27 protein-coding genes and 1 pseudogene are annotated in these 25,297 nt (G+C 47.5%); 10 read left to right on the forward strand and 18 right to left on the reverse strand.

The features are described 5' to 3' along the window. Positions 1-19 precede the first annotated feature (19 nt). Entirely contained in the window at positions 20-370 is a 351-nt protein-coding gene (gene hinT / locus N7E60_RS07810; protein ID WP_269597048.1) for a purine nucleoside phosphoramidase, read from the reverse strand. Between the two features lie 204 nt (positions 371-574). On the opposite strand from hinT, the gene N7E60_RS07815 reads away from it, so the two are divergent. Together N7E60_RS07815 and N7E60_RS07820 are read left to right on the forward strand one after the other, a co-directional pair. Further along, positions 575-1,930, forward strand: coding sequence for a dihydroorotase (locus tag N7E60_RS07815; RefSeq protein WP_077480383.1), 1,356 nt, complete (start codon positions 575-577; stop codon positions 1,928-1,930). Positions 1,931-2,551: 621 nt separating this feature from the next. Further along, a complete protein-coding gene (locus N7E60_RS07820; protein WP_269598561.1) occupies positions 2,552-4,183 on the forward strand; it encodes an ABC transporter ATP-binding protein in 1,632 nt (543 codons plus the stop codon). 72 nt (positions 4,184-4,255) lie between these two features. On the opposite strand, the gene N7E60_RS07825 is transcribed toward N7E60_RS07820, so the two are convergent. Beyond that, positions 4,256-5,773, reverse strand: a complete 1,518-nt coding sequence (locus tag N7E60_RS07825) for a fumarate hydratase (protein WP_069587318.1) — start codon at positions 5,771-5,773, stop codon at positions 4,256-4,258. A gap of 238 nt (positions 5,774-6,011) precedes the next feature. On the opposite strand from N7E60_RS07825, the gene pabB reads away from it, so the two are divergent. From pabB to N7E60_RS07845, 4 genes are all read left to right on the forward strand, one after another. Further along, positions 6,012-7,394, forward strand: a complete 1,383-nt coding sequence (pabB, locus tag N7E60_RS07830) for an aminodeoxychorismate synthase component 1 (RefSeq protein ID WP_269597050.1) — start codon at positions 6,012-6,014, stop codon at positions 7,392-7,394. A 25-nt stretch (positions 7,395-7,419) separates the two neighbouring features. Then, on the forward strand, positions 7,420-8,319 hold the full coding sequence (locus N7E60_RS07835) for an NUDIX hydrolase (protein WP_269597051.1): 900 nt from the start codon (positions 7,420-7,422) through the stop codon (positions 8,317-8,319). A gap of 248 nt (positions 8,320-8,567) precedes the next feature. Then, complete coding sequence (locus tag N7E60_RS07840) at positions 8,568-9,839, forward strand: serine/threonine transporter (RefSeq protein WP_269597052.1); 1,272 nt, start codon at positions 8,568-8,570, stop codon at positions 9,837-9,839. Positions 9,840-10,063: 224 nt separating this feature from the next. Next, on the forward strand, positions 10,064-11,425 hold the full coding sequence (locus N7E60_RS07845) for an L-serine ammonia-lyase (protein ID WP_077639407.1): 1,362 nt from the start codon (positions 10,064-10,066) through the stop codon (positions 11,423-11,425). 154 nt (positions 11,426-11,579) lie between these two features. Here N7E60_RS07845 and N7E60_RS07850 read toward each other — a convergent pair whose 3' ends face one another. Together N7E60_RS07850 and nfsA are read right to left on the reverse strand one after the other, a co-directional pair. After that, positions 11,580-12,173 (reverse strand): acetate uptake transporter, encoded by a 594-nt coding sequence (locus tag N7E60_RS07850; protein ID WP_269597054.1) that lies wholly within the window; start codon positions 12,171-12,173, stop codon positions 11,580-11,582. A gap of 264 nt (positions 12,174-12,437) precedes the next feature. Next, positions 12,438-13,160, reverse strand: a complete 723-nt coding sequence (nfsA, locus tag N7E60_RS07855) for an oxygen-insensitive NADPH nitroreductase (protein WP_269597055.1) — start codon at positions 13,158-13,160, stop codon at positions 12,438-12,440. A 240-nt stretch (positions 13,161-13,400) separates the two neighbouring features. Between nfsA and N7E60_RS07860 the strand changes: the two genes are divergently transcribed. Continuing rightward, entirely contained in the window at positions 13,401-13,667 is a 267-nt protein-coding gene (locus N7E60_RS07860) for a GrxA family glutaredoxin (protein WP_069587260.1), read from the forward strand. A 69-nt stretch (positions 13,668-13,736) separates the two neighbouring features. Here the strand turns inward: N7E60_RS07860 and N7E60_RS07865 are convergent, their stop codons facing one another. From N7E60_RS07865 to N7E60_RS07900, 8 genes are all read right to left on the reverse strand, one after another. Continuing rightward, positions 13,737-14,009, reverse strand: coding sequence for a DUF4282 domain-containing protein (locus tag N7E60_RS07865; RefSeq protein ID WP_269597056.1), 273 nt, complete (start codon positions 14,007-14,009; stop codon positions 13,737-13,739). A gap of 46 nt (positions 14,010-14,055) precedes the next feature. Next, positions 14,056-14,319, reverse strand: coding sequence for a Txe/YoeB family addiction module toxin (locus N7E60_RS07870; RefSeq protein WP_069587257.1), 264 nt, complete (start codon positions 14,317-14,319; stop codon positions 14,056-14,058). Beyond that, positions 14,316-14,558, reverse strand: coding sequence for a type II toxin-antitoxin system Phd/YefM family antitoxin (locus N7E60_RS07875; protein ID WP_021022842.1), 243 nt, complete (start codon positions 14,556-14,558; stop codon positions 14,316-14,318). Before N7E60_RS07875 ends, N7E60_RS07870 begins: the two co-directional genes overlap by 4 nt. Positions 14,559-14,645: 87 nt before the next feature. Further along, the gene (locus N7E60_RS07880; RefSeq protein ID WP_269597057.1) at positions 14,646-15,461 is read right to left on the reverse strand and encodes an arylamine N-acetyltransferase family protein; all 816 of its coding nucleotides are present in this window, start codon (positions 15,459-15,461) and stop codon (positions 14,646-14,648) included. A 60-nt stretch (positions 15,462-15,521) separates the two neighbouring features. Beyond that, positions 15,522-15,806, reverse strand: a complete 285-nt coding sequence (locus tag N7E60_RS07885) for a hypothetical protein (protein ID WP_269597059.1) — start codon at positions 15,804-15,806, stop codon at positions 15,522-15,524. Positions 15,807-15,873: 67 nt separating this feature from the next. Then, complete coding sequence (locus N7E60_RS07890; protein WP_269597061.1) at positions 15,874-15,999, reverse strand: hypothetical protein; 126 nt, start codon at positions 15,997-15,999, stop codon at positions 15,874-15,876. A 27-nt stretch (positions 16,000-16,026) separates the two neighbouring features. Then, positions 16,027-16,491 (reverse strand): GNAT family N-acetyltransferase, encoded by a 465-nt coding sequence (locus N7E60_RS07895; RefSeq protein ID WP_269597062.1) that lies wholly within the window; start codon positions 16,489-16,491, stop codon positions 16,027-16,029. Positions 16,492-16,951: 460 nt separating this feature from the next. Then, a protein-coding gene (locus N7E60_RS07900; protein ID WP_269597063.1) for an IS5 family transposase occupies positions 16,952-17,748 on the reverse strand; the annotation gives its coding sequence in 2 pieces (ribosomal slippage) (positions 16,952-17,407 and positions 17,410-17,748; 795 coding nt in all). Between the two features lie 99 nt (positions 17,749-17,847). On the opposite strand from N7E60_RS07900, the pseudogene N7E60_RS17410 reads away from it, so the two are divergent. After that, a pseudogene (locus N7E60_RS17410) lies at positions 17,848-17,955 on the forward strand (IS110 family transposase); the annotation flags it as partial. A gap of 156 nt (positions 17,956-18,111) precedes the next feature. Here N7E60_RS17410 and N7E60_RS07905 read toward each other — a convergent pair. The 6 genes from N7E60_RS07905 to N7E60_RS07930 all read right to left on the reverse strand — a co-directional run bounded on the left by N7E60_RS07905 (position 18,112) and on the right by N7E60_RS07930 (position 22,226). Next, positions 18,112-19,167 (reverse strand): lipase family protein, encoded by a 1,056-nt coding sequence (locus N7E60_RS07905; RefSeq protein ID WP_269597064.1) that lies wholly within the window; start codon positions 19,165-19,167, stop codon positions 18,112-18,114. A 456-nt stretch (positions 19,168-19,623) separates the two neighbouring features. Next, positions 19,624-20,103: a hypothetical protein gene (locus N7E60_RS07910; RefSeq protein WP_269597065.1), complete on the reverse strand. Its 480-nt coding sequence runs from the start codon at positions 20,101-20,103 to the stop codon at positions 19,624-19,626. After that, the gene (locus N7E60_RS07915) at positions 20,103-20,369 is read right to left on the reverse strand and encodes a hypothetical protein (protein ID WP_269597066.1); all 267 of its coding nucleotides are present in this window, start codon (positions 20,367-20,369) and stop codon (positions 20,103-20,105) included. The genes N7E60_RS07910 and N7E60_RS07915 overlap by 1 nt, the downstream gene beginning before the upstream one ends. A gap of 89 nt (positions 20,370-20,458) precedes the next feature. Beyond that, entirely contained in the window at positions 20,459-21,346 is an 888-nt protein-coding gene (locus N7E60_RS07920; RefSeq protein ID WP_269597067.1) for a Kiwa anti-phage protein KwaB-like domain-containing protein, read from the reverse strand. A gap of 3 nt (positions 21,347-21,349) precedes the next feature. Further along, positions 21,350-21,859, reverse strand: coding sequence for a hypothetical protein (locus N7E60_RS07925; RefSeq protein ID WP_269597068.1), 510 nt, complete (start codon positions 21,857-21,859; stop codon positions 21,350-21,352). A gap of 115 nt (positions 21,860-21,974) precedes the next feature. Further along, the gene (locus N7E60_RS07930) at positions 21,975-22,226 is read right to left on the reverse strand and encodes a WYL domain-containing protein (RefSeq protein ID WP_269597069.1); all 252 of its coding nucleotides are present in this window, start codon (positions 22,224-22,226) and stop codon (positions 21,975-21,977) included. Between the two features lie 615 nt (positions 22,227-22,841). Here N7E60_RS07930 and N7E60_RS07935 point away from each other — a divergent pair. Beyond that, positions 22,842-24,521, forward strand: a complete 1,680-nt coding sequence (locus tag N7E60_RS07935; RefSeq protein WP_069587238.1) for an aspartate:alanine antiporter — start codon at positions 22,842-22,844, stop codon at positions 24,519-24,521. Positions 24,522-24,621: 100 nt separating this feature from the next. Then, on the forward strand, positions 24,622-25,296 hold the full coding sequence (locus tag N7E60_RS07940; protein WP_069587235.1) for a response regulator: 675 nt from the start codon (positions 24,622-24,624) through the stop codon (positions 25,294-25,296). The last annotated feature ends 1 nt before the right edge of the window (position 25,297 follow it).

A 25,297-nucleotide genomic window follows, 5' to 3' on the forward strand; every position in this document is an offset into this window, starting at 1 on the left:
ATCGTCGGCTTTGCCGTGGTTAACTCACCACCATGGGACCCAGCGCGCGTCCGCCTACTAGGTGCATGTGAATATGGTACACCTCTTGGCCACCGTGTTGGTTGCAGTTCATGATCAAACGGTAGCCGTCTTCAGCGATCCCTTCGTCAGCCGCCAGTTTTTTCGCCACCGTCACCATACGACCTAACGCTAACTCGTCTTCAATCTTGACATCATTGGTGGTGGGGATCAGTTTGTTTGGTACCACCAAAATATGCACAGGCGCACGCGGGTTAATATCACGGAAAGCAGTGACTAAATCGTCTTGATACAAAACATCTGCGGGGATTTCTTTGCGAATAATTTTGCTGAAGATGGTTTCTTCCGCCATGGTGTGCTCCCTTTTATAAATATAAACCCTGCCAAGTATGCGGTACCCCTTTGCCAAGGGCAATATGTACAGCACAGTTGCATGCGACAATTTGGTCAAACTTGTGTTAATTGATGTTTATATCACCTTGTAAAATCAAGGGCTGAATCAGGTAATCGTTTGCGCTACTATAGCGCCGACGCCTTTACATGTAAGGATGACAACATGACCACCCTGCTATTTAAAAACGCTTCTGTCGTCAACGAAGGACAAGTTGTTGAGACCGATGTGCTGGTCGAAAACGGCCGAATCTCTCAGATTGCCCGCGATATTAGTGCCCCTGCCGCGGCGGACTGCCGTGTGATTGATGCATCAGGCAAACATTTGTTGCCCGGTATGATTGACGACCAAGTGCATTTCCGTGAGCCGGGATTTCCCAAAAAGGGAACCATCGCGACCGAGTCCAAAGCGGCCGTCGCAGGCGGTATCACCACATATATGGAGATGCCCAACGTTAATCCCCCCACCACGACACTCGACGCCTTAGAAGAAAAGTATCAACGTGCGTCTCAATCCAGCCACGCTAACTATGCCTTCTATTTGGGCGCGACCAATGACAACATTGATGAAATTCGTCGCCTCGATCCGAACAGTGCCTGTGGTGTTAAAGTCTTTATGGGGGCTTCCACCGGCAATATGCTGGTCAATGACCCTGACACCCTTGACGCTATCTTCGCCGATTGCCCGACCTTGATTGCAACCCATTGCGAAGATACTCCAATGATCACCGAACTCGAGAACATTTATCGCGAGAAATATGGTGAGGACGTGCCGATTGATGCCCACGCGCACATTCGCTCAAAAGAAGCGTGTCTTAAGTCATCCCAGCTGGCGGTCAACCTCGCTAAAAAGCACGGTACACGCCTACATGTGCTGCACTTGACCACTGAAGATGAACTGTATCAGTTTGAGCCCGCGAAAACGCTCGAAGCGCTTCAGCAAAAACAAATCACCGCGGAAGCCTGTGTACATCACTTATTCTTTAACCGTGATGACTACGCGACCAAGGGCACCTTGATCAAATGTAATCCAGCCGTCAAAGAAGCCCACCACCAACAAGCGCTGATCAAAGCGGTGAAAGACGGTGTGATTGACGTGATTGCCACCGACCACGCCCCTCACACCTTTGAAGAGAAACAAAACAGTTATTTTAAAGCGCCGGCAGGCTTACCGCTTGTCCAACACGCGCTTCAAGTGGCGCTTGAGTTTTATCATCGTGGTATTTTCGATTTGCCTCTGGTGGTGCAAAAAGTCTCACACGCGCCAGCGGTACGTTATCAGGTGAAAGAGCGTGGCTTTATCCGTGAAGGATATTGGGCCGACTTGGTACTCGTTGATCTCAACCAGACGCAAACGGTCGATAAAGACAACCTCTTCTACCAATGCCAGTGGTCACCATTCGAAGGCCATACCTTTGGCTCAAGCATCGATATGACGATCGTGAACGGTCAAGTCGCATTCGAGCACGGTCAGCATAGTGACGAGCGCTACGCGACACGCCTAGAGTTCGATCGCAGCTAACCTAACAGGGCGTGCGAATTGCTCGATTCGCACGCCTTTTATACGCCCGATGTCTGAGCCTCCCTGCCAAATATTGCCCGCAAGATAAACACCCCAAACCTTGCTTATCCTCCTGATTATTGACTATCGCGAACGCTAAAAGCCGTGATTTTGTCTGCGAGGTCAAAGTCTGACATGGCAAATCTTGCAGTTAATAACAGTTTGCTTTTATATCCGAATCGTATATTGTGTGGGTGATATATGGATATTCACGCTGCTTGGTATCAACATCTGATTATGTTGAAAAGCCGTGTTCGCAAGGAGAGGTAACCTGAAGCGCATTTCGGTTATCGCGGCACTCGTATCCTACCTCTTCCACTGGCGCAAGCTGTTCATTCTCCCTAAATGGGTAATGAGTCGCTCCAGCTGGCTGATATCCGCATCTAGGGGATATGTTGATGAGCTTGGCTCACAAATATCAACCCAACATGATTGAACCAGAGCAAGTGGCATCCCCACTCGCTTAATCTCTAACAATCGAGCGCTAGCCCTGTATCGAGCATGCACGTGTAATGCCTTGATACCTTGTACGACAATCTTGGGCTGGCGAGTGACGTCGAATAATCAACCAGTGAGGTGATGATGTCTTCATCTGCTTCTAAGCCACTGCTTAGTGTCAATAATCTAAGCGTGTCATTTACCACGAACGATGGCATCGTTGATGCTGTAAAAAACGTCAGCTTTGACATCATGCCCGGCGAAACACTCGCCATTGTGGGTGAGTCAGGCTCGGGGAAATCCGTCTCTAGCAGTGCCGTAATGGGCTTGCTCCCCAACAACGCCATCGTCAAACCAGAGTCACAAATCTCGTTTAACGACACCGATGTGTTACGCCTTTCCACCAAGCAGATGCAAGCGATGCGCGGCAACCATGTTGCCATGATCTTCCAAGAGCCGATGACATCACTGAATCCCTACATGCGTGTCGGTGAACAGCTGACCGAGGCGATTCAGTGCCACCACCGCACCACACCTGCGAAAGCCAAAGAGCGCATTATCGAGTTGCTGAAATTAGTGCAGCTGCCTAACCCAACTGGCGCACTTGAAAAGTATCCGCACGAATTCTCAGGCGGCCAGTTACAGCGGATAATGATCGCAATGGCGCTGGTCAACGAGCCCGATTTGCTGATCGCCGACGAACCGACCACCGCATTGGACGTCACCGTGCAAGCCGAGGTATTGAACCTGATCGGCGATCTACAAAAGAAAATGGGCATGGCGATCATGTTCATCTCACACGATTTAGGCGTGGTGAAACACTTGGCTGACCGTGTTGTGGTGATGTGTAAAGGTGAAGTGGTAGAGACTAACGAAACCCAAGCACTGTTTGCAGACCCGCAAGAAGACTACACCAAGATGCTGATTGATGCAGTGCCTCGCGGGCGCAAAGAAGCCCCACAAGAGGACGCAGAAAATCTCTTGTCGGTGGATAACGTCACCATCAAATATTTCTTGGGCGCTGACTTCTTTGGCGGCAATAAGCGCTATTTTGAAGCGGTGAGCAACATCAGTTTGTCACTACGCCGCGGCGAAACCCTCGGTATCGTTGGTGAATCAGGCTCGGGTAAATCCACGCTTGGGCGTGCCATTATGCGTCTGCTTCCCGTCGCGGAAGGCAGTGTGCGTTTTAAAGGCCAAGACATTCACGACATTAAAAACAGCGAAAACAAAGCGCTGTGCCGTGATATGCAGATGGTGTTCCAAGACCCATTTGGGTCGCTATCACCACGCATGACGGTGGGTGAGATTGTCGCCGAAGGCCTTCGTACTCACTTCCCTGAGCTGAGTAAAAAAGAGCGCCTCGATCGCGTTAAAGATGCGCTTTATGAAGTACGCCTTGATAGCTCTGCAATTAACCGTTATCCGCATGAGTTTTCAGGCGGCCAGCGTCAACGTATCGCGATTGCGCGTGCCCTGATCCTCAACCCAGCATTCATTCTGCTCGATGAACCAACGTCTGCACTGGACCGCTCCGTCCAATTGACCGTCATCGACTTGCTGAAAGATATTCAGAAACGCCACAACATCGGCTACCTGTTTATCAGCCACGATTTGAGTGTGGTTCGAGCCCTGTCTGATCGCGTGATGGTGATGCAAAAAGGGAAAGTGATGGAAGCAGGTACGCCAGAAGAAATCTTCCATAACCCGCAACACGAATACACACGTAACTTGATTTCCGCCTCATTCGATCTCGACGAAGAGGAAGTCGCCTAACGCAGACGCGTGGTGATACGGTTAAAAAAATGCGCCAAAATTGGCGCATTTTTTATTGCTGCTTATGACAGACTAGCTGTCCATTTCCGCAATTTTCACTTTCCAAGTATCCGGACCAATTTGGTGCGCGTTCTGCCCTTGCGAGTCAACCGCGACGGTCACCGGCATGTCTTCGACTTCAAACTCATAAATCGCTTCCATACCCAGATCTTCAAACGCCACCACGCGCGCTTTCTTAATCGCCTTCGATACCAGATAGGCAGCACCGCCAACAGCCATTAAGTAAACGGCTTTGTGGTTTTTGATCGATTCTACCGCCGCTGGACCGCGCTCGGCTTTACCAATCATGCCCATCAAGCCGGTTTCGGCGAGCATCATATCGGTAAATTTATCCATACGTGTTGAGGTGGTTGGCCCAGCCGGACCGACAACTTCATCACGAACCGCATCCACAGGGCCGACGTAATAAATAAAGCGGCCGTTAAAATCGACTCCATCAGGCAATCCTTCGCCATTGCGTAGCATTTCTTGAATACGTTTATGCGCCGCATCGCGCCCGGTCAGAATTTTGCCCGAGAGCAAGACAGTCTCACCAGTTTTCCAGCTCTGTACATCTTCTTTGGTGACCGTATCAAGATTTACGCGGCGGACGTTGTCGCCCACTTCCCACGTCACTTGCGGCCACTCTTCCAATTTCGGTGGAGTCAGGTCCGCCGGCCCAGTCCCATCAAGCGTAAAGTGCACATGGCGAGTCGCGGCGCAATTGGGGATCAAACACACAGGTTTTGAGGCAGCATGCGTGGGAGCCGTTTTCACTTTTACGTCAACCACAGTCGTTAAACCGCCAAGCCCTTGGGCACCGATACCTAACTTGTTCACACGATTGAAAATATCGAGACGTAGCGCTTCTTCGGCATTGCTTGGACCACGGTCGATAAGCTCTTGGATATCAATGTGTTCCATCAGCGACTCTTTCGCCAATACCGCCGCTTTTTCCGCCGTGCCGCCGATACCAATGCCTAACATCCCCGGAGGACACCAGCCCGCGCCCATTGCAGGCAGCGTTTTTTCCACCCACTCGGCCACATCGTCCGACGGATTGAGCATCACCATCTTGGTTTTGTTCTCTGACCCGCCCCCTTTGGCAGCAATTTGAATATCGACCGTATTGCCCGGCACCATATCAATGTGAACCACCGCTGGGCTGTTATCGCGGGTGTTTTGACGCTTACCAGCAGGATCGGCGACCACAGAGGCACGCAGTGGATTATCTGGGTTGGTGTATGCGCGTCGCACGCCTTCATCGACCATCTGCTGAACGGTCATATCATGGCGATCCCACTGCACCGCCATACCCACTTTAACAAAGCAGGTCACAATGCCGGTATCTTGGCAAATCGGACGTTGCCCTTCTGCCGACATGCGGGAGTTAATCAAAATTTGTGCAATGGCGTCTTTCGCCGCTTGGCTTTGCTCCTTGTGGTAGGCTTTTTCTAGGGCTTGAACAAAATCAAGGGGATGGTAGTAAGAGATATATTGCAGGGCATCTGCAACACTTTCGATCACGTCTTGCTGTTTAATTGTGGTCATCATTGCCTCTGGTGTCATTTGCAGGACCCAAAGCGGGTATCCAGTGTGGGGGAGCCTTCCCCTCGTTATTATCGTTACGTCTGTTGAGCACGCACACCCTGTGATTATAGAAGCCGCGGGTTTACATGACCTCGGCGGGTTTATTCAGTGTGCGTCTGCCGGAAAAGGCCTTGCTATGATACGCTTAGCGCTATTCTCGCGCCATACAGCGCATCAATCGTGATCACAAAAAAGAAGAATGCAGCCACAAAACGCCACTATGCTGACTACTACACCGATTCCTTACGCAACAGACTTGGCCCTCACCCTGTTTAATAACATTGCCCACCAGCCTTGGGCCATGCTGTTGCACTCGGCAACCCGTACCCATCCGGACAGTCGTTTTGATATTGTGGTCGCCGATCCTCTTGCCACCGTGACGGCGCGAAACGGTCAGGTTACCACCCATTACACCGCCAGTGGCGACACCCAAACACACATCGACGATCCATTTACATGGGTAAGTTCGCTTCAAGCGCAGCTACTCCCCGATATCGACGCTATCGAGCCTTGGCCCTTTATTGGCGGGGCGCTGGGCTATTTCGGCTATGATTTAGGCCGATGTGTGGAAACCTTGCCCGTCATTGCTCTCGATGAGCTCGATGTGCCAGACATGGCCGTGGGGATTTATGATTGGGCGCTGATTGTGGACCATCATCAGCAAACGGCAGTGGTGATTGCACCGGATAGTGACACACGTTGGGCATGGCTTAGCCGCCAGCAGGCGCCGCAAACCACACCATTCGAGCTCACCGAAACCTGGCAAGCCAACATGAGCGAAGCGGAGTACACCGCCAAGTTCGCCAAGGTCAAAGACTACCTGCATGCCGGCGATTGCTATCAAATCAACTTGGCCCAACGCTTTAGTGCACGCTATCAAGGCGACGAGTGGCAAGCCTACCGCAAACTCGCCACCAGCAATGGCGCGCCGTTTTCTGGATTTATCCGCTTAGCAGACAGCGCTGTGCTCTCGGTCTCGCCGGAGCGCTTTTTATCCGTACACGACAAACACATCGAAACCAAACCCATTAAGGGCACACGACCACGCTTTAGCGACCCCGAACAAGATGCCGACAGCGCTCACGCGTTGAAATCAGCCAGCAAAGATCGGGCGGAAAACTTGATGATTGTTGACTTGTTACGTAACGATATCGGTCGTGTCGCCTCGCCAGGTAGCGTTTCTGTGCCTAAACTCTTTGATATAGAGAGTTTTCCTGCGGTACACCACTTGGTCAGCACGGTCACCGGCACCCTGCCCGAGGACAAAAGTGCGCTTGAACTGCTACGCGCCGCCTTTCCGGGCGGATCGATAACTGGCGCCCCCAAAGTGCGTGCCATGGAAATTATCGAAGAGCTTGAGCCGCACCGACGTCATGTGTATTGCGGCAGTTTCGCCTACCTCAGTCGTTGTGGCCGAATGGACTCTAGCATCACCATCCGCACCTTGGTGGGGCATCAAGGCCAGCTCCATGTCTGGGCAGGCGGTGGATTGGTTGCCGACAGTGAAGCCGACGCGGAATATCAAGAAACACTCGATAAGGTCAGTCGTATCCTGCCCGTTCTAGCACAGTCTGATGGGTAAGCGGCAGGAATAAAGAGAGGTTGTTATGACAGAGATTGCTCCCCCACGAATGTGGACATCACACCGCTTCGCGGCATCCATGCGTGCCTCAAGCCAAGGTGAGGGAGCACCTGCCTCAGCACCACAATATGGGCTCGATCATAACCCACTGTTTATCGACCATCCTTTGCAGCAGGTGGCTGCAACCCCTGCTTATTTCAGCGATCATACAATAAACAGCCGCCATATTGCCGCCAGCCAAGAGAGCTTGTCGTCGGCGGTGCCCCAGCATTGGGAGCGAGGAGAGAGAAAAACGCGTACACCACTGCAACCGGGTGACATTCTCCAACGCTTTAGCCTCAGCCCACTAGCACGTCACGACAATCGTATTCTTAACCGCGTTCGACTCGCCCCCCGCATTCTACGCGGATTAGACTTTCAACCGGCAGCAGTACTGATCGGCTTAGTGGCGCGCCCCAACGGCATTCAGCTGATTTTGACCCGACGCGCCGATCATTTAAAGCATCATCCGGGCCAAGTGAGCTTTCCCGGCGGTAAGCGCGAAACGGTCGATTGCGACAATATCGCGACTGCAACCCGCGAGATGTGGGAAGAAACCGGCATTCAGGTTGGCCGCGAACACATCATTGGCGAGCTTTGTCCTCTGCCCACCGTCACCGGTTACTACATTCATCCGGTGCTGGCATGGGTGGATCCCCAGTACCAACCGATACTGGATGACAACGAAGTGGCCGAATGTTTTGAAGTGCCTCTTGATACTCTGTGCCAACCCGGCCATATCCGCGAACAATCCTTTTATCTCTACGGACAATGGCATCCAGTTGCCGCGTTTTATCATCAAAACCGGTTAATATGGGGCGCAACGGCACAACTTTTACGTGCGCTGGTCACGCAATTATCATTACCCTCTACACATCCTGGTTAAGTGCAAAGCCATGCAACAAGCATGGCTTTTAGTGCATATTGGTGCTTATTTATCCAACAAAAAACTTGACACTTTTGCCGACATTGTTGGCCATTACTGACAAGTTAGGTGATTATCGTCACACTTTGGTGCAATAGTCTCGTCTCTCTTTTTCATATAGCGATCCAGCTCTTGGTTTTCTACGTGGAAATCGCCAGAATTCGCCATCCCTGATTTCTGTTCCCCTACACAATGTGAGTAGTATTGTTATGCAAACGACCTCGACCACAGGTACCAGTGCGACATCGCGCCTGCGCTGGACCAAACAAGATACAACTTGGGCGTTCTCTCTTTTTGGCACCGCGGTAGGCGCAGGTATCCTGTTCTTGCCAATTAACGCCGGCATGCACGGATTTTGGCCTTTAGTAGTTATGACGCTGCTTGTTGGCCCTATGACCTTTTTTGCCCACCGTGGCCTATCTCGCTTTGTCCTATCTTCAAAGAAGCCCGGCAGCGATATCACCGAAGTGGTTGAAGAACACTTTGGCGCGACCGCGGGTAAGATCATCACCCTGCTCTACTTTTTTGCCATTTACCCTATCGTGTTGATCTACGGCGTCGGTATCACCAACACCGTTGATTCTTTCTTAGTCAACCAGCTAGGTATGGCCTCACCGCCACGCGTGATCCTGTCACTGGTTCTGATCCTCGGTATGATGGCTATCATGCTGCTGGGTGAGAAAATCATGCTACGCGTAACCCAGTTCTTGGTTTACCCTCTGGTCGGTATCTTGCTGTTTATGTCGCTATACCTGATCCCTGAGTGGAACACGGCGGCGCTATCACAAGTCCCTTCTGTTGGTGACTTTACCATCACTCTTTGGATTTCTATCCCAGTGTTGGTCTTCGCGTTTAACCACAGCCCAGCGATTTCAGCGTTCTCAATGGCACAAAGCCGTGACCACGGTAAAGATGCCGAGCAGAAATCTGCGCAAATCTTGCTGCGTGCGGCAGGTATGCTACTTGGCTTCGTGATGCTGTTCGTGTTCTCTTGCGTACTGTCACTGACCCCTGCCGATCTGGCAGCGGCGAAATCAGAAAACATCGCGATTCTTTCTTACCTCGCTAACAAGCACGAAAGCCCATTCATTTCGTACCTAGGTCCTATCGTCGCGTTCGTAGCTATCGTCTCTTCGTTCTTCGGTCACTACTTAGGTGCTCGTGAAGGTCTGAACGGTTTGATCGTCAAGGTGATGCGTGGCGCCGATAACAAACCAGTTAACCGCAAGAAAATCGACGTGTTCACTGTGGTCTTCATGATCCTGACCATTTGGCTGGTTGCGACCCTAAACCCAAGCATTCTGGGTATGATTGAATCACTTGGCGGCCCAATCATTGCCACCATCCTATTCATTATGCCAATGTACGCCGTGAAAAATGTGCCAGCAATGAAGAAGTATTCAGGTACAATTAGCAACGCCTTTGTATTGGTCATGGGTTTGATTGCAATCTCAGCCATTCTTTACGGTTTGTTCTTCTAAATCGCAATAAAATGCGTGATAGTCATAGAGGTGACTATCGGGATGACTCAGTCAACCGCATCCATCGATGTTTGCGGTGATTCCCAAAAAATCAGGAGTGGGGCTTGCCCTGCTCCTGATTCTCATTACGAGCGCGGTATCGCTCGTTATCACAGTCAATACCACGGACGGATTGCGTAAACACTAAATCCATTGCCCTTAGGGCATTGACTGAGGTAAGACACATGATCAGTGTTTTTGACATTTTTAAGATTGGTGTAGGTCCTTCCAGCTCTCACACCGTTGGCCCAATGAAAGCCGGTAAATGTTTTATTGATGAGCTCGTCGCGAATCAACGTTTAACCGACGTCGACCGGATTAGCGTTGATGTCTACGGCTCTTTGTCTCTCACCGGTAAAGGCCACCACACCGATATCGCCATTATCATGGGCCTTGCAGGCAACAGCCCTGAAACCGTTGATATTGACTCTATTCCTGGCTTCGTCAAACGCGTCGAAGACACCGAGCAACTGCCGCTGGGCGAACAGCAGCATGTGGTCGCTTTTCCGCGTGACGGTGGAATGAACTTCCATACCTCTAACCTCTCCTTGCACGAAAACGGCATGCAAATTCATGCGTGGCAAGGTGATGAATGTGTGCTGAGCAAAACCTATTACTCGATCGGCGGCGGTTTTATTGTCGAAGAAGCCGAGTTCGGTCAGCCTGCCATGCAAACGGTGGAGGTCCCTTACGACTTCAATACTGCAGACGGCTTGTTGGCGCTCACGCAAGAAACCGGTTTTTCCATCAGCGGTTTGGTCATGGCCAACATGCGAGCCATGCACAGCCAAGAAGAAATCGATACCTACTTTGCTGACATTTGGAAAACCATGCAGGCGTGTATGAACCGCGGCATGGAAAACGAAGGGGTGCTTCCGGGACCACTGCGTGTGCCACGCCGTGCCGCTGCGCTGCGTAACCAATTAAAAACCAGCGAAAAATACAACATTGATCCGATGGCCGTAGTGGATTGGGTGAACATGTTCGCCTTTGCCGTCAACGAAGAAAACGCCGCCGGTGGCCGTGTCGTAACCGCACCAACCAATGGCGCGTGTGGCATTATCCCCGCCGTACTGGCCTACTACGATAAGTTTATTGAAACCGTCGACAAGCAAACCTACACGCGCTATTTCGCCGCATCCGGTGCAATTGGTGGCTTGTATAAGCAAAACGCCTCGATTTCTGGTGCAGAAGTCGGCTGCCAAGGCGAAGTAGGCGTTGCCTGCTCTATGGCTGCCGCAGGCTTGGCCGAGCTAATGGGTGGTAGCCCTCATCAAGTGTGCATGGCGGCAGAAATCGCTATGGAGCACAACCTCGGTTTGACCTGTGACCCAGTTGCGGGCCAAGTGCAAGTGCCTTGTATCGAGCGCAATGGTATTGCCGCGGTGAAAGCGATTAACGCCTCTCGTATGGCGCTTCAACGCTCTTCCGAGCCACGTGTTTCTTTGGATAAAGTCATCGAAACCATGATGGAAACCGGTAAAGACATGAATGCAAAATACCGTGAAACATCGCAAGGCGGTCTTGCGGTTAAGGTGATGTGCTAACCGTCTTTGACGCGATAAGCACCGTTCACACGGTATAAAAAAGCCCGAGTTCGTCATGAACTCGGGCTTTTTATTTGGGCTTAGCGCTAACCTATTACGCCTCAGCGAAGCCACGATAACTGCGTGAGCCTATACGCCCATCGCGGTATAGCCATTAAGCGGCGTGTTGCGCCACAGCTGCCTGTGGCTGTTTGTCGCCCACTGGCAAAATAGTGCGACCATATTCTTCGTTTAGCACTTGCGCCATCGCGAAATAGATCGCGCTTAAACCACACAGAATCCCTTCAAAGCCTGCAATGGTGCCAATAAAGGCACTGCCGGTGAAATCACGCGCGGCAAGTAGGAAGAACAGTACAGTCAAACTACCGAAAACAAACTGCTTGGCGAAGCAATAGCGCAGTGAGCCGATAAACATAAAGCCGGTAAACAGACCCCACATGACCAAATACCATCCCATAAATGCGGCTGGGCTGGCCTCAGCAATGCCAAGCTTTGGCATCACAATCAAACCAACCAGCGTCAACCAAAACAGGCCGTATGAGGTAAACGCTGTGGTGCCAAAGGTGTTGCCCTTTTTAAATTCCATGATGCCCACGATCACTTGCGCGAGGCCTCCGTAGAACAGGCCCATCGCCAAAATCATGCTATCAATCGGAAAGAACCCGGCGTTATGAATGTTTAACAGCACGGTTGTCATACCGAAACCCATCAACCCCAAAGGCGCTGGATTAGCCAATTTGTTTTCCATAGTTACCCTACTTCGAAAAAATATGATTCAAAAGTCAAAAACTGTGCTCACGACCCTAAGGAAAAATGATCGTACAGCACAAAAACGCGGCAATATTACGGGTTATACCAAGGATGTAAATAGGTTTTGGCGCATTAAGGAAAAATCCAACTTTAAGCCAACAAAACAGTGAGAAAACTTAGGCACATTGCGCCCAAAAACATAAAAAAAGCAGCGTGATGCTGCTTTTTTACTCGTTGAATATGAAAGGGAAACTTGATGCGTTTAGCGGGTGCTAAAGCCCTGCTTATTCACAAAATCTTTCATAAATGGGCGCGACTCTTTTTCCAATGTTGCCGAGATTTGCTCACTCCAAGACATATCTTTGTTGCCCCCCGTGCGGGTTTGATAATACTCGCGTACTTGCTGGTCGTATTCACCAAGCGCTTTTTCATCCATCGCTTGGTAGCTGTTCTCGTGCACTAACAAAGATGCAGGCAACTTAGGCTTGCGCTCCGGATCTTGAGCGGGCACCCCCAAACACATCCCGAATAAAGGCAACACATGTTTAGGTAATGCCAACAACTCAGCCACTTTGCTCGGCTGGTTACGTAGGCCACCAATATATACGCCGCCTAGGCCCATCGACTCTGCCGCCACCATGGCATTTTGCGCCATAATAGCGCCATCAATCGCACCGATAAGCATCTGCTCGGTAAAGCCTAACTTGGCATTAGGACTGATTTGCTCATGGCGATGGAAATCGGCACACCACACTAAAAATTCCGCACAGTCGGCTACATACGCTTGGTTGCCCGCGTATTCCGCCAATAAACGTCGCTTGTCGCTATCAGTCACTCGGATAATACTGGTGCATTGCAAGAAGCTTGAGCTGGATACCGCGCGCGCCGCATCAATAATCTGGGTCAATTGCTCGGAAGAAATCGCGTCTTGAGTAAATTTACGAATAGAGCGGTGAGAAAGCAGTGTCTCAATCGTTGGATTCATGATGGGTCCTTTCAATCGGTATAACATCAGGTGATACGGGTATACACTTTTCTATACGGTGTCGCAAACCACTGCTCTGCCTACTATTTCGCCATATTGTTAGCCATCCGCGTCACACAAGACCTTACGTGCGGTGAAAAAGAACAATCGATTTTTTCTATCAATGCAAAAGGTAATTTCGTCTTTTTTCTTACCCAGGGATCGGGCATAGTAAACCCATTGACGCTAAAGGAGATGACTATGTTCGTCGTAATTTTTGGCCGCCCTGGCTGCCCGTTCTGTGTTCGCGCAAAAGATTTGGCTGAAGAATTGAAAACAAGCCGTGAAGATTTCAACTACCGCTATGTGGATATCCACGCAGAAGGTATTAGCAAAGCCGACCTAGAAAAAACCGTCGGTAAACCGGTTGAAACCGTGCCACAAATCTTTGTTGACCAAGAGCACGTTGGCGGCTTTACCGAATTTGAAGCCTATGCCAAAGAAAACCTCGGCCTGTATCAAGAATAAGGCGCCGACAATCTTGCTAAAAAGCCAGCATCTCGCTGGCTTTTTTAATCCTCAACGCTATCAACGCATTTACACGTCTGAACGCTCTTTCACCTCTTTGAGGCTTTGAAGATTTTCGTTGATTTTAAAAATCACAATCATCAACTCACACCAAATTCTTGCTCCTACTGCACCGGCAACAATAGTAAACAGGCCAATAGCAACGTTTTCCAACCGCATCCCACCGTAGCTACCAAACATAGTGCCCAGTCCAGAGAACAACGCAATCAGTAACAGCAGCCAATACAGTCCGGTGACCAGTTTTGGCGTCAACATCGAATTAAAAAAGAAGATAGATTTCACACTTTGTTCCTTAAAAAAAATGAGAGAAGAGTATTCGAATTAGCCACTATTCATAATGGCTCCAGAGCCTGAGCACTTTCACCACTTGTTCATCCTCGAGGACTTGATAGACCAAGCGATGTTGAATATTAATACGGCGTGAATAGGCACCAGTGAGATCGCCGACAAGCTTTTCAAATGGAGGAGGTTTACGGTAGGGGTCGTCTTCAATCAGTGCTAACAGTTCTTGCGCTTTTGGTTTGAGGCCACTAGAAGCCAGCTTTTTTGCGTCTTTCTGGGCTTGTTTGGTGTAAACCAACTTCCATGTCACCAGTCCAACTCCTCATCGCATTCATCCGTCGGCGTGGCGATGCCTTCGCGAATTGACTCACGCATCCCTGGTACAGAAAGCAAATAGAGTGTTTCCTGAATGGCTGACCAGTCTTCTTCAGAAATCAGCACTGCTTTGTTACGTTTGCCCGCAATAACAATGGGCTGATGAGATTCGGCGGTTTCATCAATGAGCCGATACAATTTGCTACGCGCTTCAGTGGCAGTGATCCCCGTCATAGCGCCTCTCCAGTGATTGGTTTTTAAACAATTGTACGACATCGAGTACGTACGTCAAGACGAACGTACTCGTTAATATCCGCTCACTCAAGCCGCCGCGTTAGCCATCACCTGTGCAAACGCGGTTTCCAACACCGCTTTCGGCGGTTGCAATAAAAACACCTCATGAACCAACTGGGTTAATGCCTCGACGCTATCGATGCTTTTCTCGGTAATGAGATGCCCTGCCGTATCCCACACCAAAAACTGCTGATTACGAATCAAATAGCGGTGTGAAGCGGTGATCAACGACACCACGAGGTTATTGACGAAAATGGCTTCGGGGTGTTGATGAGAATAGAAATGCGCCACTTCAAAGTCCGCCTCGACCACGTCATAAAGCTCAACCTCGTACAGTGTTAATGGCAGTTGGTCGGGCTCGTGTAATACCACCGTCACCACATCGCCATTGCGCGTGATTTGATAGGTATCGTGCCCGATTGTGCAGGTGCGCTGGTTGATATTGAGTAACCCGCGCGGGGTTTTATTGCCAAAACCAACGTCCACTAGATAAGTCTCGCCATCGAGCTCAAGCACATTCATACGGTGGGTACGTGGATTGGTAGGTTTACCATTAAGCATCACCCGCGCCAGCACACTGCGCACCTTAAACCCCAAATGTTTCAGGGCAAGGTAGGCAATTTTATTGTGCTCAAAGCAATAGCCGCCTTGTTGGTTCACCACCAATCGCTCAAACAAAGCATCCGTCTGTAAAGAAAGCGGCTGCCCTGCCAAGGCATTAAGGCTAGAAAACGCATACCGTGCCAAGTGCTTTTCAATAAGCTCAGAGACCAGTGCCACGCCCTTCGCCTCACTCAACGCGAGGCGGTGTAAATACTCTTCAATCATGGGTGCTGATGTCATCGTCGACTCCTTATGTGAATGGCACCAGATTAACCCCTCAAGTAGGGTTGAGGTAAAGCCTCACGCAGGATTGCGACTAAAAGCAGAGCGCAGCAATCCTAATCCTGCCAGCGCAAAGATCCCAGACACTACTCTCTCGACCCAATGCGCCACTTTTTGGTAGACGTTCATCACGCCGTTGATTGAAAACAACAGGGAGTACATCCCATTCACCAAAAAGCCGACCAGCATACAAGTCAGCACCGCCGCGACAAAAAATAGCCCATCACTGCTTGAACCCATCCCAACCGACAAAGCCGCCATCCAAGCCACCACGGTTTTAGGATTAGAGGAATTTAAAACCACGCCACGAACAAACCATTTTCGGTATCCCACTTCTTGGTTATCGGTTGTGGAGACCGTCGCGGCGGCGTTAAAGGATGATTTTTCTCCCCTTACTCATGGCGACGGTTGCATTGGAGATATTCGCCGGCCCCGGAGAAACCGCGACAACAAAAAATGCGAACCCGATTGAAACCAGTGATAAAACGTCAGTCATCCTTGCTCCTTATCATCGATGTTGTGTTTAAAGTGGTTTTTCCATCGGCACACAATCCAAACGGATCCCTTTTGGGGAATGATACGTTGATACCTCATCGCCCACAAAGCCGCATGCGCGATAAAAAGGCGCTGCATTTAGCGTGGACTCGAGCGTTAGCAATAGCAAGCCCTGCTCTCTCGCTAGTTGCTCTAAAAACTGGAGCATCTTTTTCGCCGCGCCCCTGCCGCTGTAATCTGGCTCTACGAAGATGGCATCGACTAGACCAGTTTGTGCGTTGAGCTTACCGCTACCGATAACCTGCCCGTCTATTTCAGAGACGTAAAACGTATCGACCACGTCGGCAATAAAACGCTCAGACACGCTACCCTGCGTCCAAAGTGAAAGCTGCTCTTCCGTATAATGTGCTGAACACTTAGCTAAAATAGCTCGGTTTCTTAAATCAAAAATAGCCTGCGCATCACTTTGGTTAGCTTTTCTAATGGTGATCAAAACGCGTCCTTGTTTGTGTAAGCTGAGTGACTTTCTGTTATGTGGTGAAGGTAAAGAGTTTGTATTCTTGTCTGGCTAAGCGGAGCAAGTCCAGTATCACCTTAATGCCTTTGCTATGTTTGTAGCTAATTGAGGCTCTTGACCGTTTAAAAACTACGTCTACTAGATGAGACAAACTTCCTCAACTTAGATGCTGTAACACTTCAATTTGAATGCTTCGTAACAAGCTTTGAGTATGTTCTGACTGTAAATCGAGTTCGCACCAACCGTCAGTTCCCATGTATTCGGCAGAAATATATCTAATACTTTTAAGATCAATTTCATCGTTGATGACTCCAGTTAGCCTGAAAATACCTGACTTTGTATGGATTCTGCTAATTTTGAAATTTTCCATAAACCTCCGAGAACATAACGAATGACATGGACTCCCCCTCATGAAGATCTGCCACACACTTAGAACCTATCCCAAAAGGGATTTATTCCAAACAATGAGGCCACAAGCAAAATGCAACATGGCCTCGTAGTTTTCGATTTTCTTTTCCCAACGAACAAGCAATCTACGATAACGGTTTAGCCAGCTATGAGTTCGCTCCACAACCCAACGATGAGCCTTAAAATCATCCGATTGCTTCAAGCTCGCGGCCTCTTCAGCACGTGATTGAACATGGGGAATGTAGTTCAAAGCAACCAGTTCATCATGTAACCACTGGCCTGTATAACCTTTGTCTAGGTACAAAGGTACTTTCAGCGGCGGCCGATAACACTCTAGTGCATCTAATGTTTGAAGTACCAGCTTAATGTCGTGGACGTTTGCGCCATCGCTAACAACAGCCAGTGGCAATCCATTCGCATCCGTCAACAAACTGCGTTTTACGCCTTGTTTCGCACGGTCTGTTGGGTTCTTACCTGTTTTTTTGAGCCAGCTAAAGGTGCTTTAGTTTGGCACCCGTCCATTGATATGGAACTCCAATCAACCCCTTCGTAAATCAGGCCATTTTGCCAAAATCGCTCAAAGACTCCTGCATCTCGCCACTCTTGAAAACGACGATGTGCAGAGCTAGAGGAACAAATACCTGTCGCGTTAAGCGCATTCCACTGACAACCAGTTCTGAGAACAAAGAGGATGCCGTTCATAGCATCACGATTATCGACTCTCTTTCGATGTGTTCCTAGAGGATGGTTCGTCTTGTGGATTGGTAAAAGCGGCTCAATTTTTGCCCAAAGGGCGTCAGAGATTAGGTATTGTGTCGAATTCATTTACAGTATTTTCAATAGGTGTTGATTTACTCAGACAACACCTATTGAGATAGGTTCTTAGGTGCGGCCTTTAATAACGGAGGTAACCATGTCTACTCAATTTTTTGTGGCGTTGATCTCTCCAAGTACAACTTTTCTCTTCACGCGGTGAATGACCACGGAAAAGTCATTCTCCATAATTCGTTCCCACGCAGGAGCGTGGGAACGAGAAAAAAATGCGAACCCTATTGAAACGAGTGATAAAACGTCAGTCATCCTTGCTCCTTTTTATCGATGTTGTGTTTGCAGTGGTTTTTCCATCGGCACGCTGTCTAAACGGATCCTTACTTGAATGCCTAGGGAAAGTGTCACGCTGTTACTGTTTCAATTCCTGCGCAAAGCTATAAATGCTAGCTTCGAACGGTAGACTGACATGCTATGGTCTGTTCCAAACTTTTTCCAGGTAAACTGCTTCCTCATCCATCCTTTAAGCCGATACCAAATATCAACATGAGTGAGTAACCTAGCCTTATCGTATTCACCAGTTTTGACATTTGTGAGAAAACGCATATCACCACCGTGAATATAACCTCCGAACTTGTCTCGAAGAAAAGATTTTAATTTATCTCCTACTGCAGGTATAAAACCTAAAATCCAAGAAAGAGGCTCTATGAACATATTGGGTGGTGGTACCATAGTTACGCCATCAGACGAATTCACTACTCGGTAAATTGGTGTTTTCATTGTCATAAGCCAATGATCGTCTGACACTCTAGGTGCGCCAAATGTATAACATGCTGCATTACCGCCGCTATGAGTTATCCTCTTCGCAGCTATTGTTGCCAGTGCTCCTCCAAGAGAGTGCCCTGTGATAAATAATGGTAGTTCTCGATACTGTTCGAGTGCCTGATTGACTTCTACTTCGATTGAGTTATACGCATCATGAAATCCAGAGTGAACTCTCCCCTCAGTCACACATTTAGTTAGAGTGGCACGAGCGTCTGACTTTATATCTTTTAACTCGAGAGGCTCAGTACCACGAAATGATAAGACGACAAAACCATTAGTTTTAATCAGTATTGCCTGGCTACCATTTGCGTTGAAAGTAGCGACTAACTCAGCATTGAGAATTTCAATTTGCTTTTCAAGAAGCCGCTTTTCCTCTTCATAATCATAAGAAAATTTTTCTATAGCTAATAGAATTGCCTCCTTTAGTATATGGCTGCTTTCTTTCCCCACCAAGAGCATATTCTCAATTCTTTTACCAACATCTTCTGTAATAACAGGCGGATTGAATTTAAAGTAAGCAAGTTCAGCAAAGCATGCCATTAACCAAGCCGTTCTATCACTATATGCCTCTCGATACATTGGGATGCTTTTTCCCAACAGTTCTTTGGCTTGTTTAATATCATCACTTGTTTCTATAACTAATTTCGACATAACTAATCCTTGTCAGTACTGAAAATTAAAAAACATCCCTATAAATAACCACGCACTATTTTAAAACTATCACCCACCAAGCAATTGTTTATAGGAAGAATTATTAATATCATGCAAGTATATAAGGCTCTATTTTTTTAACGAACACATATCTCGTTAAATTCTTCTTAACTCGTTCCCACGCTCCTGCGTGGGAATGTATATGCATTTGAATCATAGGCAGGGTTCTCCATAAAATCACCGAACTACACTTGACCTCTGTTCTAACACTAGCGGACAGCGTCAGTACCTTTAGCAAGCAAGCCACTGTAATGCCCTAGGAGGAATAATATAACACTGGTTATGGTGCTTTTTGTGTTTGAATGATAGCAAGAGCTAGATATGCATTCCCACGCAAGAGCGTGGGAACGAGAAATAAAGTGTCGACTGCGCGACACTTATTCTTATTTATCATATTTATTTATCGGCCCAAGACTCATATACTTTTTTGATATTCCTATACGTAGTTGCCATTGTAAAGTCGTCAGGAAAATCATTTACAGCAGCTTTAATAATATCTCGATACTCTAATCTCATATCCTCAGCATTAAGCAGCTCTTTGTTGACACAAAAGCACAATCTATCTAATGCGTTTAAATACATTTGCTTTGCTTCATTGAGCCTCAATTCTAATGCTGTGAACTCCTCCTCTCCGGCATTTTTAGCTTCAGATACAGCTATGGCTGCCTCACTAAGCACAAGTCTTCTATCCGCGATCTGTTGTTCCAAAGCCAGAAGTGCACTAAGTTGACTTATTGAGTTTGATTTTACTGCTTGAGTAACTTGAGCTGTTAGTTGTCTAAGTTGAGAAAGAGCTATACCCAGCATAACCAAAGCAATGATGGCCGATACAGTGTAAATAATAACCGTCACTAAGTTATATATTTCAGCAGCCATCACTTTTTAACCTTATCGGCAATAACTCTTTTTGCAGCTGCTAAAATATCTGACAGAGAGTCTGCGCCTTGCTTCTCAAGTACAACATCTTGATCACCACCTAACTTTTTATATAAGTCAGCCCAAAACTGCCTTTGTTCTTCTTCACTAATCTTCGATTCATTCAGAACTTTTTGAGCACTTTTTAAAATAGATTCAACTTCATATAGACTAGAAGCACGAAGTATCTTTTCTTCTGTTTGATTTAAATATTCATTCAATGTCATTATTTTCACCTTTTAAATATAACGCCCACATTTGCACCTAATTTGGAGCACAGCAGACAACCATTTCGACAATATGCACTTGTTAATCTCTAGGACTGTTCTCCCACGGCCCGCTTGGAGCTAGTAACAAAGTGAGTTTTTGACAGCGGCGATTTGTAATAGTCTTCATCAAGGAATCTTAGAAGCTTTTTAAGGTCTGACTTATTATCAGGAACACATATTACTTCAGATCCATTTTCATCGATTGTCGTAAACGGTATTCCAAAATCAGTGGCAACTGCTTTCATTTCATGAAGAGGAACATTTTGTAGAATTCCACTTTGTTGAACCAAGGATATCTTTCTTCTCACCCATGAGTCCGCGAGAGGAATAAAATCATCGGAATTCACAGTCTGCATTAAATCAATATTAACAAAATCAACAACATCAGCATCCGTGGCTTCTTTGTAATACTCACTAAGGTCGAACATTTGCCGCGTCGAATGAAAACTGTAAAACTTTAATTTTCCTTCTTCAAGCGTTGCGGTAAGTTTGTGATCAACCGTGAGACCTATTCCCTCTATTTTTTTATAAACATTGTTCGCGTGAAAGATAGAAAGGCCATTGGTTGAAATAACTTTTCTTCTATCAAAATTCTGAAGCAATATTTTCACAGAACCATTCGGTTTTTGGTAGCCAGTGAACAATGCTTTTATATCAAGAAAAAAGTCTTCAGTAGAAACTACAGGCTCCACTCCTAAGGGGTTTTCAATAGCCAGAGCCAGACCATCAATATCATCGTAATTATTGATGTATAGAATTTCTCCCTCATCTGGCTTGTACTTTCCATCGAACTCAAATTCATCGACAACGTTATCGAAGATTTCTTCCTGGTTTTTTATATAATCAGTAAGTTCTGTTTGAACTGGGTTTGATAATTCAAATTTAACGATCCGACTAGAGGGGTCGCTTGTCAAAGCAAAAAGACTTAAAGACATTTTCTACTCCATTAACATAGAACTTGTTAGCTTCATAACCCGGTTTACATCTCTAGGGCTTCTTATGACTCTTTTGGTTATCAATGTGTAAACCATACCATCGCTCGACTCTATCTTATAAAATCTAAATTTAAATAGATATAAGATTGGGTGTGACGGTATATTGGAAACAAACCATGCGACAACAAATATCAGGCTAATAGTAATAACGGCCATTAAAAAATCAATTTCAGCGATTTTCATAACCACTGGTGACGCATAACTGGCTAAAAACACCAAAAGATAATAATCAGCCGACTCCACTTTTTTTGCAGAAAATCTTTCTCTTTGTGCCTCTCTTCTGACTAGTGCTAATATAATAAATGGCAATAACATTCCAAACATTGATATGATTGATAGCTGAATAACCAAAGAATCTATAGTTCTAATTGTGTAGTACCTAACGCCTGCAAGAACCAGAAGGGTTGGCGAAAAAGATGATACAAACAGCAGGGTTTTCAACCAATTTCTCATCGCATTCGTCCCTGGTTAAGGTTTTCCGAAGAGGAAGACAATAATTGACTATTATCGTGAAGCGATGGCCAACTATTACTTTCCACTCAAAAAACTTGTCACATTTTATATTATTTTAAACTTCTACAGGCCAACGAGGCTCAAATGAACTATTAGTTTCTTCTACTGAAAGAATATTTGAAACGAGTAGATTTCTTATCCCATCTTTTTGGATGTCATAGCAAAAAAATTTTTCAGTCCCAGCGGTCATTCTGTAACTATAAGGTTCAGCTTCTCTTGTTTCGACAGAGCCATCTTTTTCTCGAGCAGTAATCATAATCGTATGAAGATTTTTACCTGCTGAATGGATGGTATCTTTAATACTCATATAACTCTCCTTAATTTGATTAAAATATAACACCGTTACACGCGCTTTTTTCTAAACTGACGGTTATTAAAATACTTACAGCTCTTTACTATTGTCTCACTTTCGAGAAATTGGACAAAAAAGCCTACCTTTGAAGACAGGCCCAGTTCCCCACGCTACCGCCCATCGATTGTCCGCATCCGGTAAGCGATCTGTCTCTTTGTTTACTTTTTAGCCTACCAAATGTCTAAATACCTTTTCATACGCTAGTGTCTAAAATGTTAGCTAGCGCTTGTTCTGTGATATTCGCTCCAAAAAATTACTTTGCGGTCGGTTACAGATGTCGCGTTTGGCGGGCGTAGGATGGAAAAACTAGCAGGTGTAAAAGTGTCGTCTTAGCGGTGTTTGGGGGAGGCAGAAAGCCGCAATAGCTGGGTGTTAGCGGAGGTGACAGCTGGCGTCTAGAAACTCGGCGGTGGTGAATTCTTTGGTTTAATTTGACCAAACTCGGTTAATTGGTCCTTTTTTACGCAAAATTAATGATTATTTCACTAAATTTGTACAACAAATTGTGATTTAGGTTGGTATAATTTTCACCACTTTAACCTCCTCCGCACGCTGTTGGATATTTGTGCTGTGAATATAGACGTCAATAACCTCCTGCTCCAAAACGATATTTTGCTCCTTTTTGTGGTACTTGCCATGGGCCTTGCGGTTGGAAAGGTCAAAATTGGTAATGTGCAATTGGGTGGATCCATCGGTGTACTGTTTACCGCAATCATTTTCGGTAACGCTGGGTTCACTTTCTCGCCTGATGCGCTCAGCATCGGTTTTATGCTGTTTATCTACTGTGTAGGTATTGAGGCAGGCCCGAACTTTTTTGGCGTTTTCTTCCGCGATGGTAAGTCGTATTTGCTACTGGCGCTCACCGTGCTGCTTAGTGCCATTGGCTTAACCTTGTTTTTCCAAGAGCAATTGGGGCTGGATATCAGCATTGCCACCGGCATGATGGCAGGCGCGCTGACTGCAACGCCAGTACTGGTAGGCGCGAAAGATGCCCTAAATTCCGGACTCACGGGCGTTGAGGGTGAGCAACTGGGCATGATGATCGATAACCTCAGTGTCGGTTATGCCATGGCGTACTTAACCGGTTTGGTGAGCTTGATTGTGCTGGCGAAATTGATGCCGAAGTTACAGCGCCACAACTTAGAGCACTCTGCACAGCAAATCGCCATTGAACGCGGCTTGGGGAGTGAGTCGCAGCGTAAAGTCTATTTACCTATTATTCGCGCCTATCGGGTCGGCCCTGAACTCATTCAGTGGATTGATGGCCGCAATCTGCGCGAGCTGGGTATTTATCGTCAAACTGGCTGTTACATCGAGCGCATTCGTCGTAATGGCATTTTGGCGAACCCAGATGGTGACGCGATTTTGCAAGAAGGTGATGAGATTGCACTAGTGGGCTATCCCGATAGCCATGCCCGCCTCGACCCCAGTTTCCGTAACGGCAAAGAAGTGTTTGATCGCGATCTGCTCGACTTGCGCATTGTCGAAGAAGAAATCGTGGTAAAGAACGACAGCGTCGCGCAGAAGAAGCTATCCGATCTGAATCTGTCAGAATATGGCTGCTTCTTAAACCGTGTGGTGCGCGCACAGGTGGAAATGCCGATGGACCAAGGCATTATTCTCAATAAAGGTGATGTGCTGCAGATCAGCGGCGAGAAAAGCCGCGTGAAAGGTCTGGCTGAGCGCATTGGTTTTATTTCGATTCACAGCCAAATGGCCGATCTGCTCGCGTTCTGCTGTTTCTTTATTCTCGGCCTTGGACTGGGGATGATCACCATGACCTTCGGCCAAGTGACCTTTGGTTTGGGTAATGCCGCTGGTTTGTTGTTGGCGGGAATTAGCTTGGGCTACTTGCGCGCCAATCACCCCACGTTTGGTTATGTGCCGCAAGGGGCGCTGAATATGGTCAAAGAGCTCGGGTTGATGACATTTATGGCTGGCATTGGGTTAAGTGCCGGTGGCCGCTTATTTGAATACATCGCCGATATGGGCTTTTCAGTGATCATTGCCAGTATCTTTATCAGCGTGATCCCTGTGATTATCGCCTATTTGATTGGCGCCTATGTGCTGAAAATGAACCGCGCGTTACTGTTTGGCGCCATTGTCGGTGCGCGTACCTGTGCGCCTGCAATGGATATGATTAACGAGCATGCCCGCAGCACCATTCCGGCGCTGGGTTATGCAGGCACCTATGCGATTGCCAACGTGATCCTCACCTTGGCCGGTACTCTGTTGATCATTCTGGTGTGATTTATTGGCTAACCTTCTATTCGGTCAGCAATAATTCAGCGACTATGCATATAATGAAAGCGTCCAATTTGGGCGCTTTTTTGCTCACAAGGGGTTACGCATGCAGGTGCTTATTATCGAAGATGATTCGATTCTCAGTCATCACGTGAAAACGGAGCTGACTGAGCTGGGTCATCATGTGCGCTGTGCCAGCACAGCCAGCGAGGGGCTGTATTACGCCGATCAATTTCCAAATGACATCGCAATCATTGATTTAGGCTTGCCTGATCAAGATGGTATTAGTTTGATTCGCGACATTCGTGCCAAGGGGCTGCGTTTGCCTATTTTGGTGTTAACCGCCCGGGCGAATTGGCAGGATAAAGTCACCGGGCTAGATGCCGGCGCGGACGATTATTTGGTGAAGCCGTTTCAAAAGCCAGAATTGGTGGCACGGCTGAATGCCTTGGTGCGACGGAGTGCCGGTTTTGTGAAGCCCACCATTACTGCAGGCGATATCGAGCTCGATTTGCTGGCCAAATCCGTCTCGGTCAAAGGCCAACCTTTAGAGCTGACCGCCTTTGAGTATGATCTGTTTGAGTACTTGATTCGCCACAGCCGCGAAGTAATCTCCAAACAACGCTTACTCGATGTGCTGTATCACGACCAAGACGGCGATCCAAATACCATCGAGGTGATGATTAGCCGTTTACGCAAAAAACTGGTACAAAGCGGTCATGAAAACCCAATTTCCACCGTGCGTGGTCAAGGGTATCTTTTTGAAATTCAAGCTGAGTAAT

It is taken from the genome of Salinivibrio proteolyticus (genome assembly GCF_027286365.1).
Lineage (GTDB): Bacteria > Pseudomonadota > Gammaproteobacteria > Enterobacterales > Vibrionaceae > Salinivibrio > Salinivibrio proteolyticus.

Bases quoted from the DNA above. Each gene is read 5' to 3' on its own strand.
- hinT (WP_269597048.1), bottom strand. From the start codon at position 370: ATGGCGGAAGAAACCATCTTCAGCAAAATTATTCGCAAAGAAATCCCC.
- N7E60_RS07815 (WP_077480383.1), top strand. From the start codon at position 575: ATGACCACCCTGCTATTTAAAAACGCTTCTGTCGTCAACGAAGGACAA.
- N7E60_RS07820 (WP_269598561.1), top strand. From the start codon at position 2,552: ATGTCTTCATCTGCTTCTAAGCCACTGCTTAGTGTCAATAATCTAAGC.
- N7E60_RS07825 (WP_069587318.1), bottom strand. From the start codon at position 5,773: ATGACCACAATTAAACAGCAAGACGTGATCGAAAGTGTTGCAGATGCC.
- pabB (WP_269597050.1), top strand. From the start codon at position 6,012: ATGCAGCCACAAAACGCCACTATGCTGACTACTACACCGATTCCTTAC.
- N7E60_RS07835 (WP_269597051.1), top strand. From the start codon at position 7,420: ATGACAGAGATTGCTCCCCCACGAATGTGGACATCACACCGCTTCGCG.
- N7E60_RS07840 (WP_269597052.1), top strand. From the start codon at position 8,568: ATGCAAACGACCTCGACCACAGGTACCAGTGCGACATCGCGCCTGCGC.
- N7E60_RS07845 (WP_077639407.1), top strand. From the start codon at position 10,064: ATGATCAGTGTTTTTGACATTTTTAAGATTGGTGTAGGTCCTTCCAGC.
- N7E60_RS07850 (WP_269597054.1), bottom strand. From the start codon at position 12,173: ATGGAAAACAAATTGGCTAATCCAGCGCCTTTGGGGTTGATGGGTTTC.
- nfsA (WP_269597055.1), bottom strand. From the start codon at position 13,160: ATGAATCCAACGATTGAGACACTGCTTTCTCACCGCTCTATTCGTAAA.
- N7E60_RS07860 (WP_069587260.1), top strand. From the start codon at position 13,401: ATGTTCGTCGTAATTTTTGGCCGCCCTGGCTGCCCGTTCTGTGTTCGC.
- N7E60_RS07875 (WP_021022842.1), bottom strand. From the start codon at position 14,558: ATGACGGGGATCACTGCCACTGAAGCGCGTAGCAAATTGTATCGGCTC.
- N7E60_RS07880 (WP_269597057.1), bottom strand. From the start codon at position 15,461: ATGACATCAGCACCCATGATTGAAGAGTATTTACACCGCCTCGCGTTG.
- N7E60_RS07890 (WP_269597061.1), bottom strand. From the start codon at position 15,999: ATGACTGACGTTTTATCACTGGTTTCAATCGGGTTCGCATTTTTTGTT.
- N7E60_RS07905 (WP_269597064.1), bottom strand. From the start codon at position 19,167: ATGTCGAAATTAGTTATAGAAACAAGTGATGATATTAAACAAGCCAAA.
- N7E60_RS07910 (WP_269597065.1), bottom strand. From the start codon at position 20,103: ATGGCTGCTGAAATATATAACTTAGTGACGGTTATTATTTACACTGTA.
- N7E60_RS07915 (WP_269597066.1), bottom strand. From the start codon at position 20,369: ATGACATTGAATGAATATTTAAATCAAACAGAAGAAAAGATACTTCGT.
- N7E60_RS07920 (WP_269597067.1), bottom strand. From the start codon at position 21,346: ATGTCTTTAAGTCTTTTTGCTTTGACAAGCGACCCCTCTAGTCGGATC.
- N7E60_RS07925 (WP_269597068.1), bottom strand. From the start codon at position 21,859: ATGAGAAATTGGTTGAAAACCCTGCTGTTTGTATCATCTTTTTCGCCA.
- N7E60_RS07930 (WP_269597069.1), bottom strand. From the start codon at position 22,226: ATGAGTATTAAAGATACCATCCATTCAGCAGGTAAAAATCTTCATACG.
- N7E60_RS07940 (WP_069587235.1), top strand. From the start codon at position 24,622: ATGCAGGTGCTTATTATCGAAGATGATTCGATTCTCAGTCATCACGTG.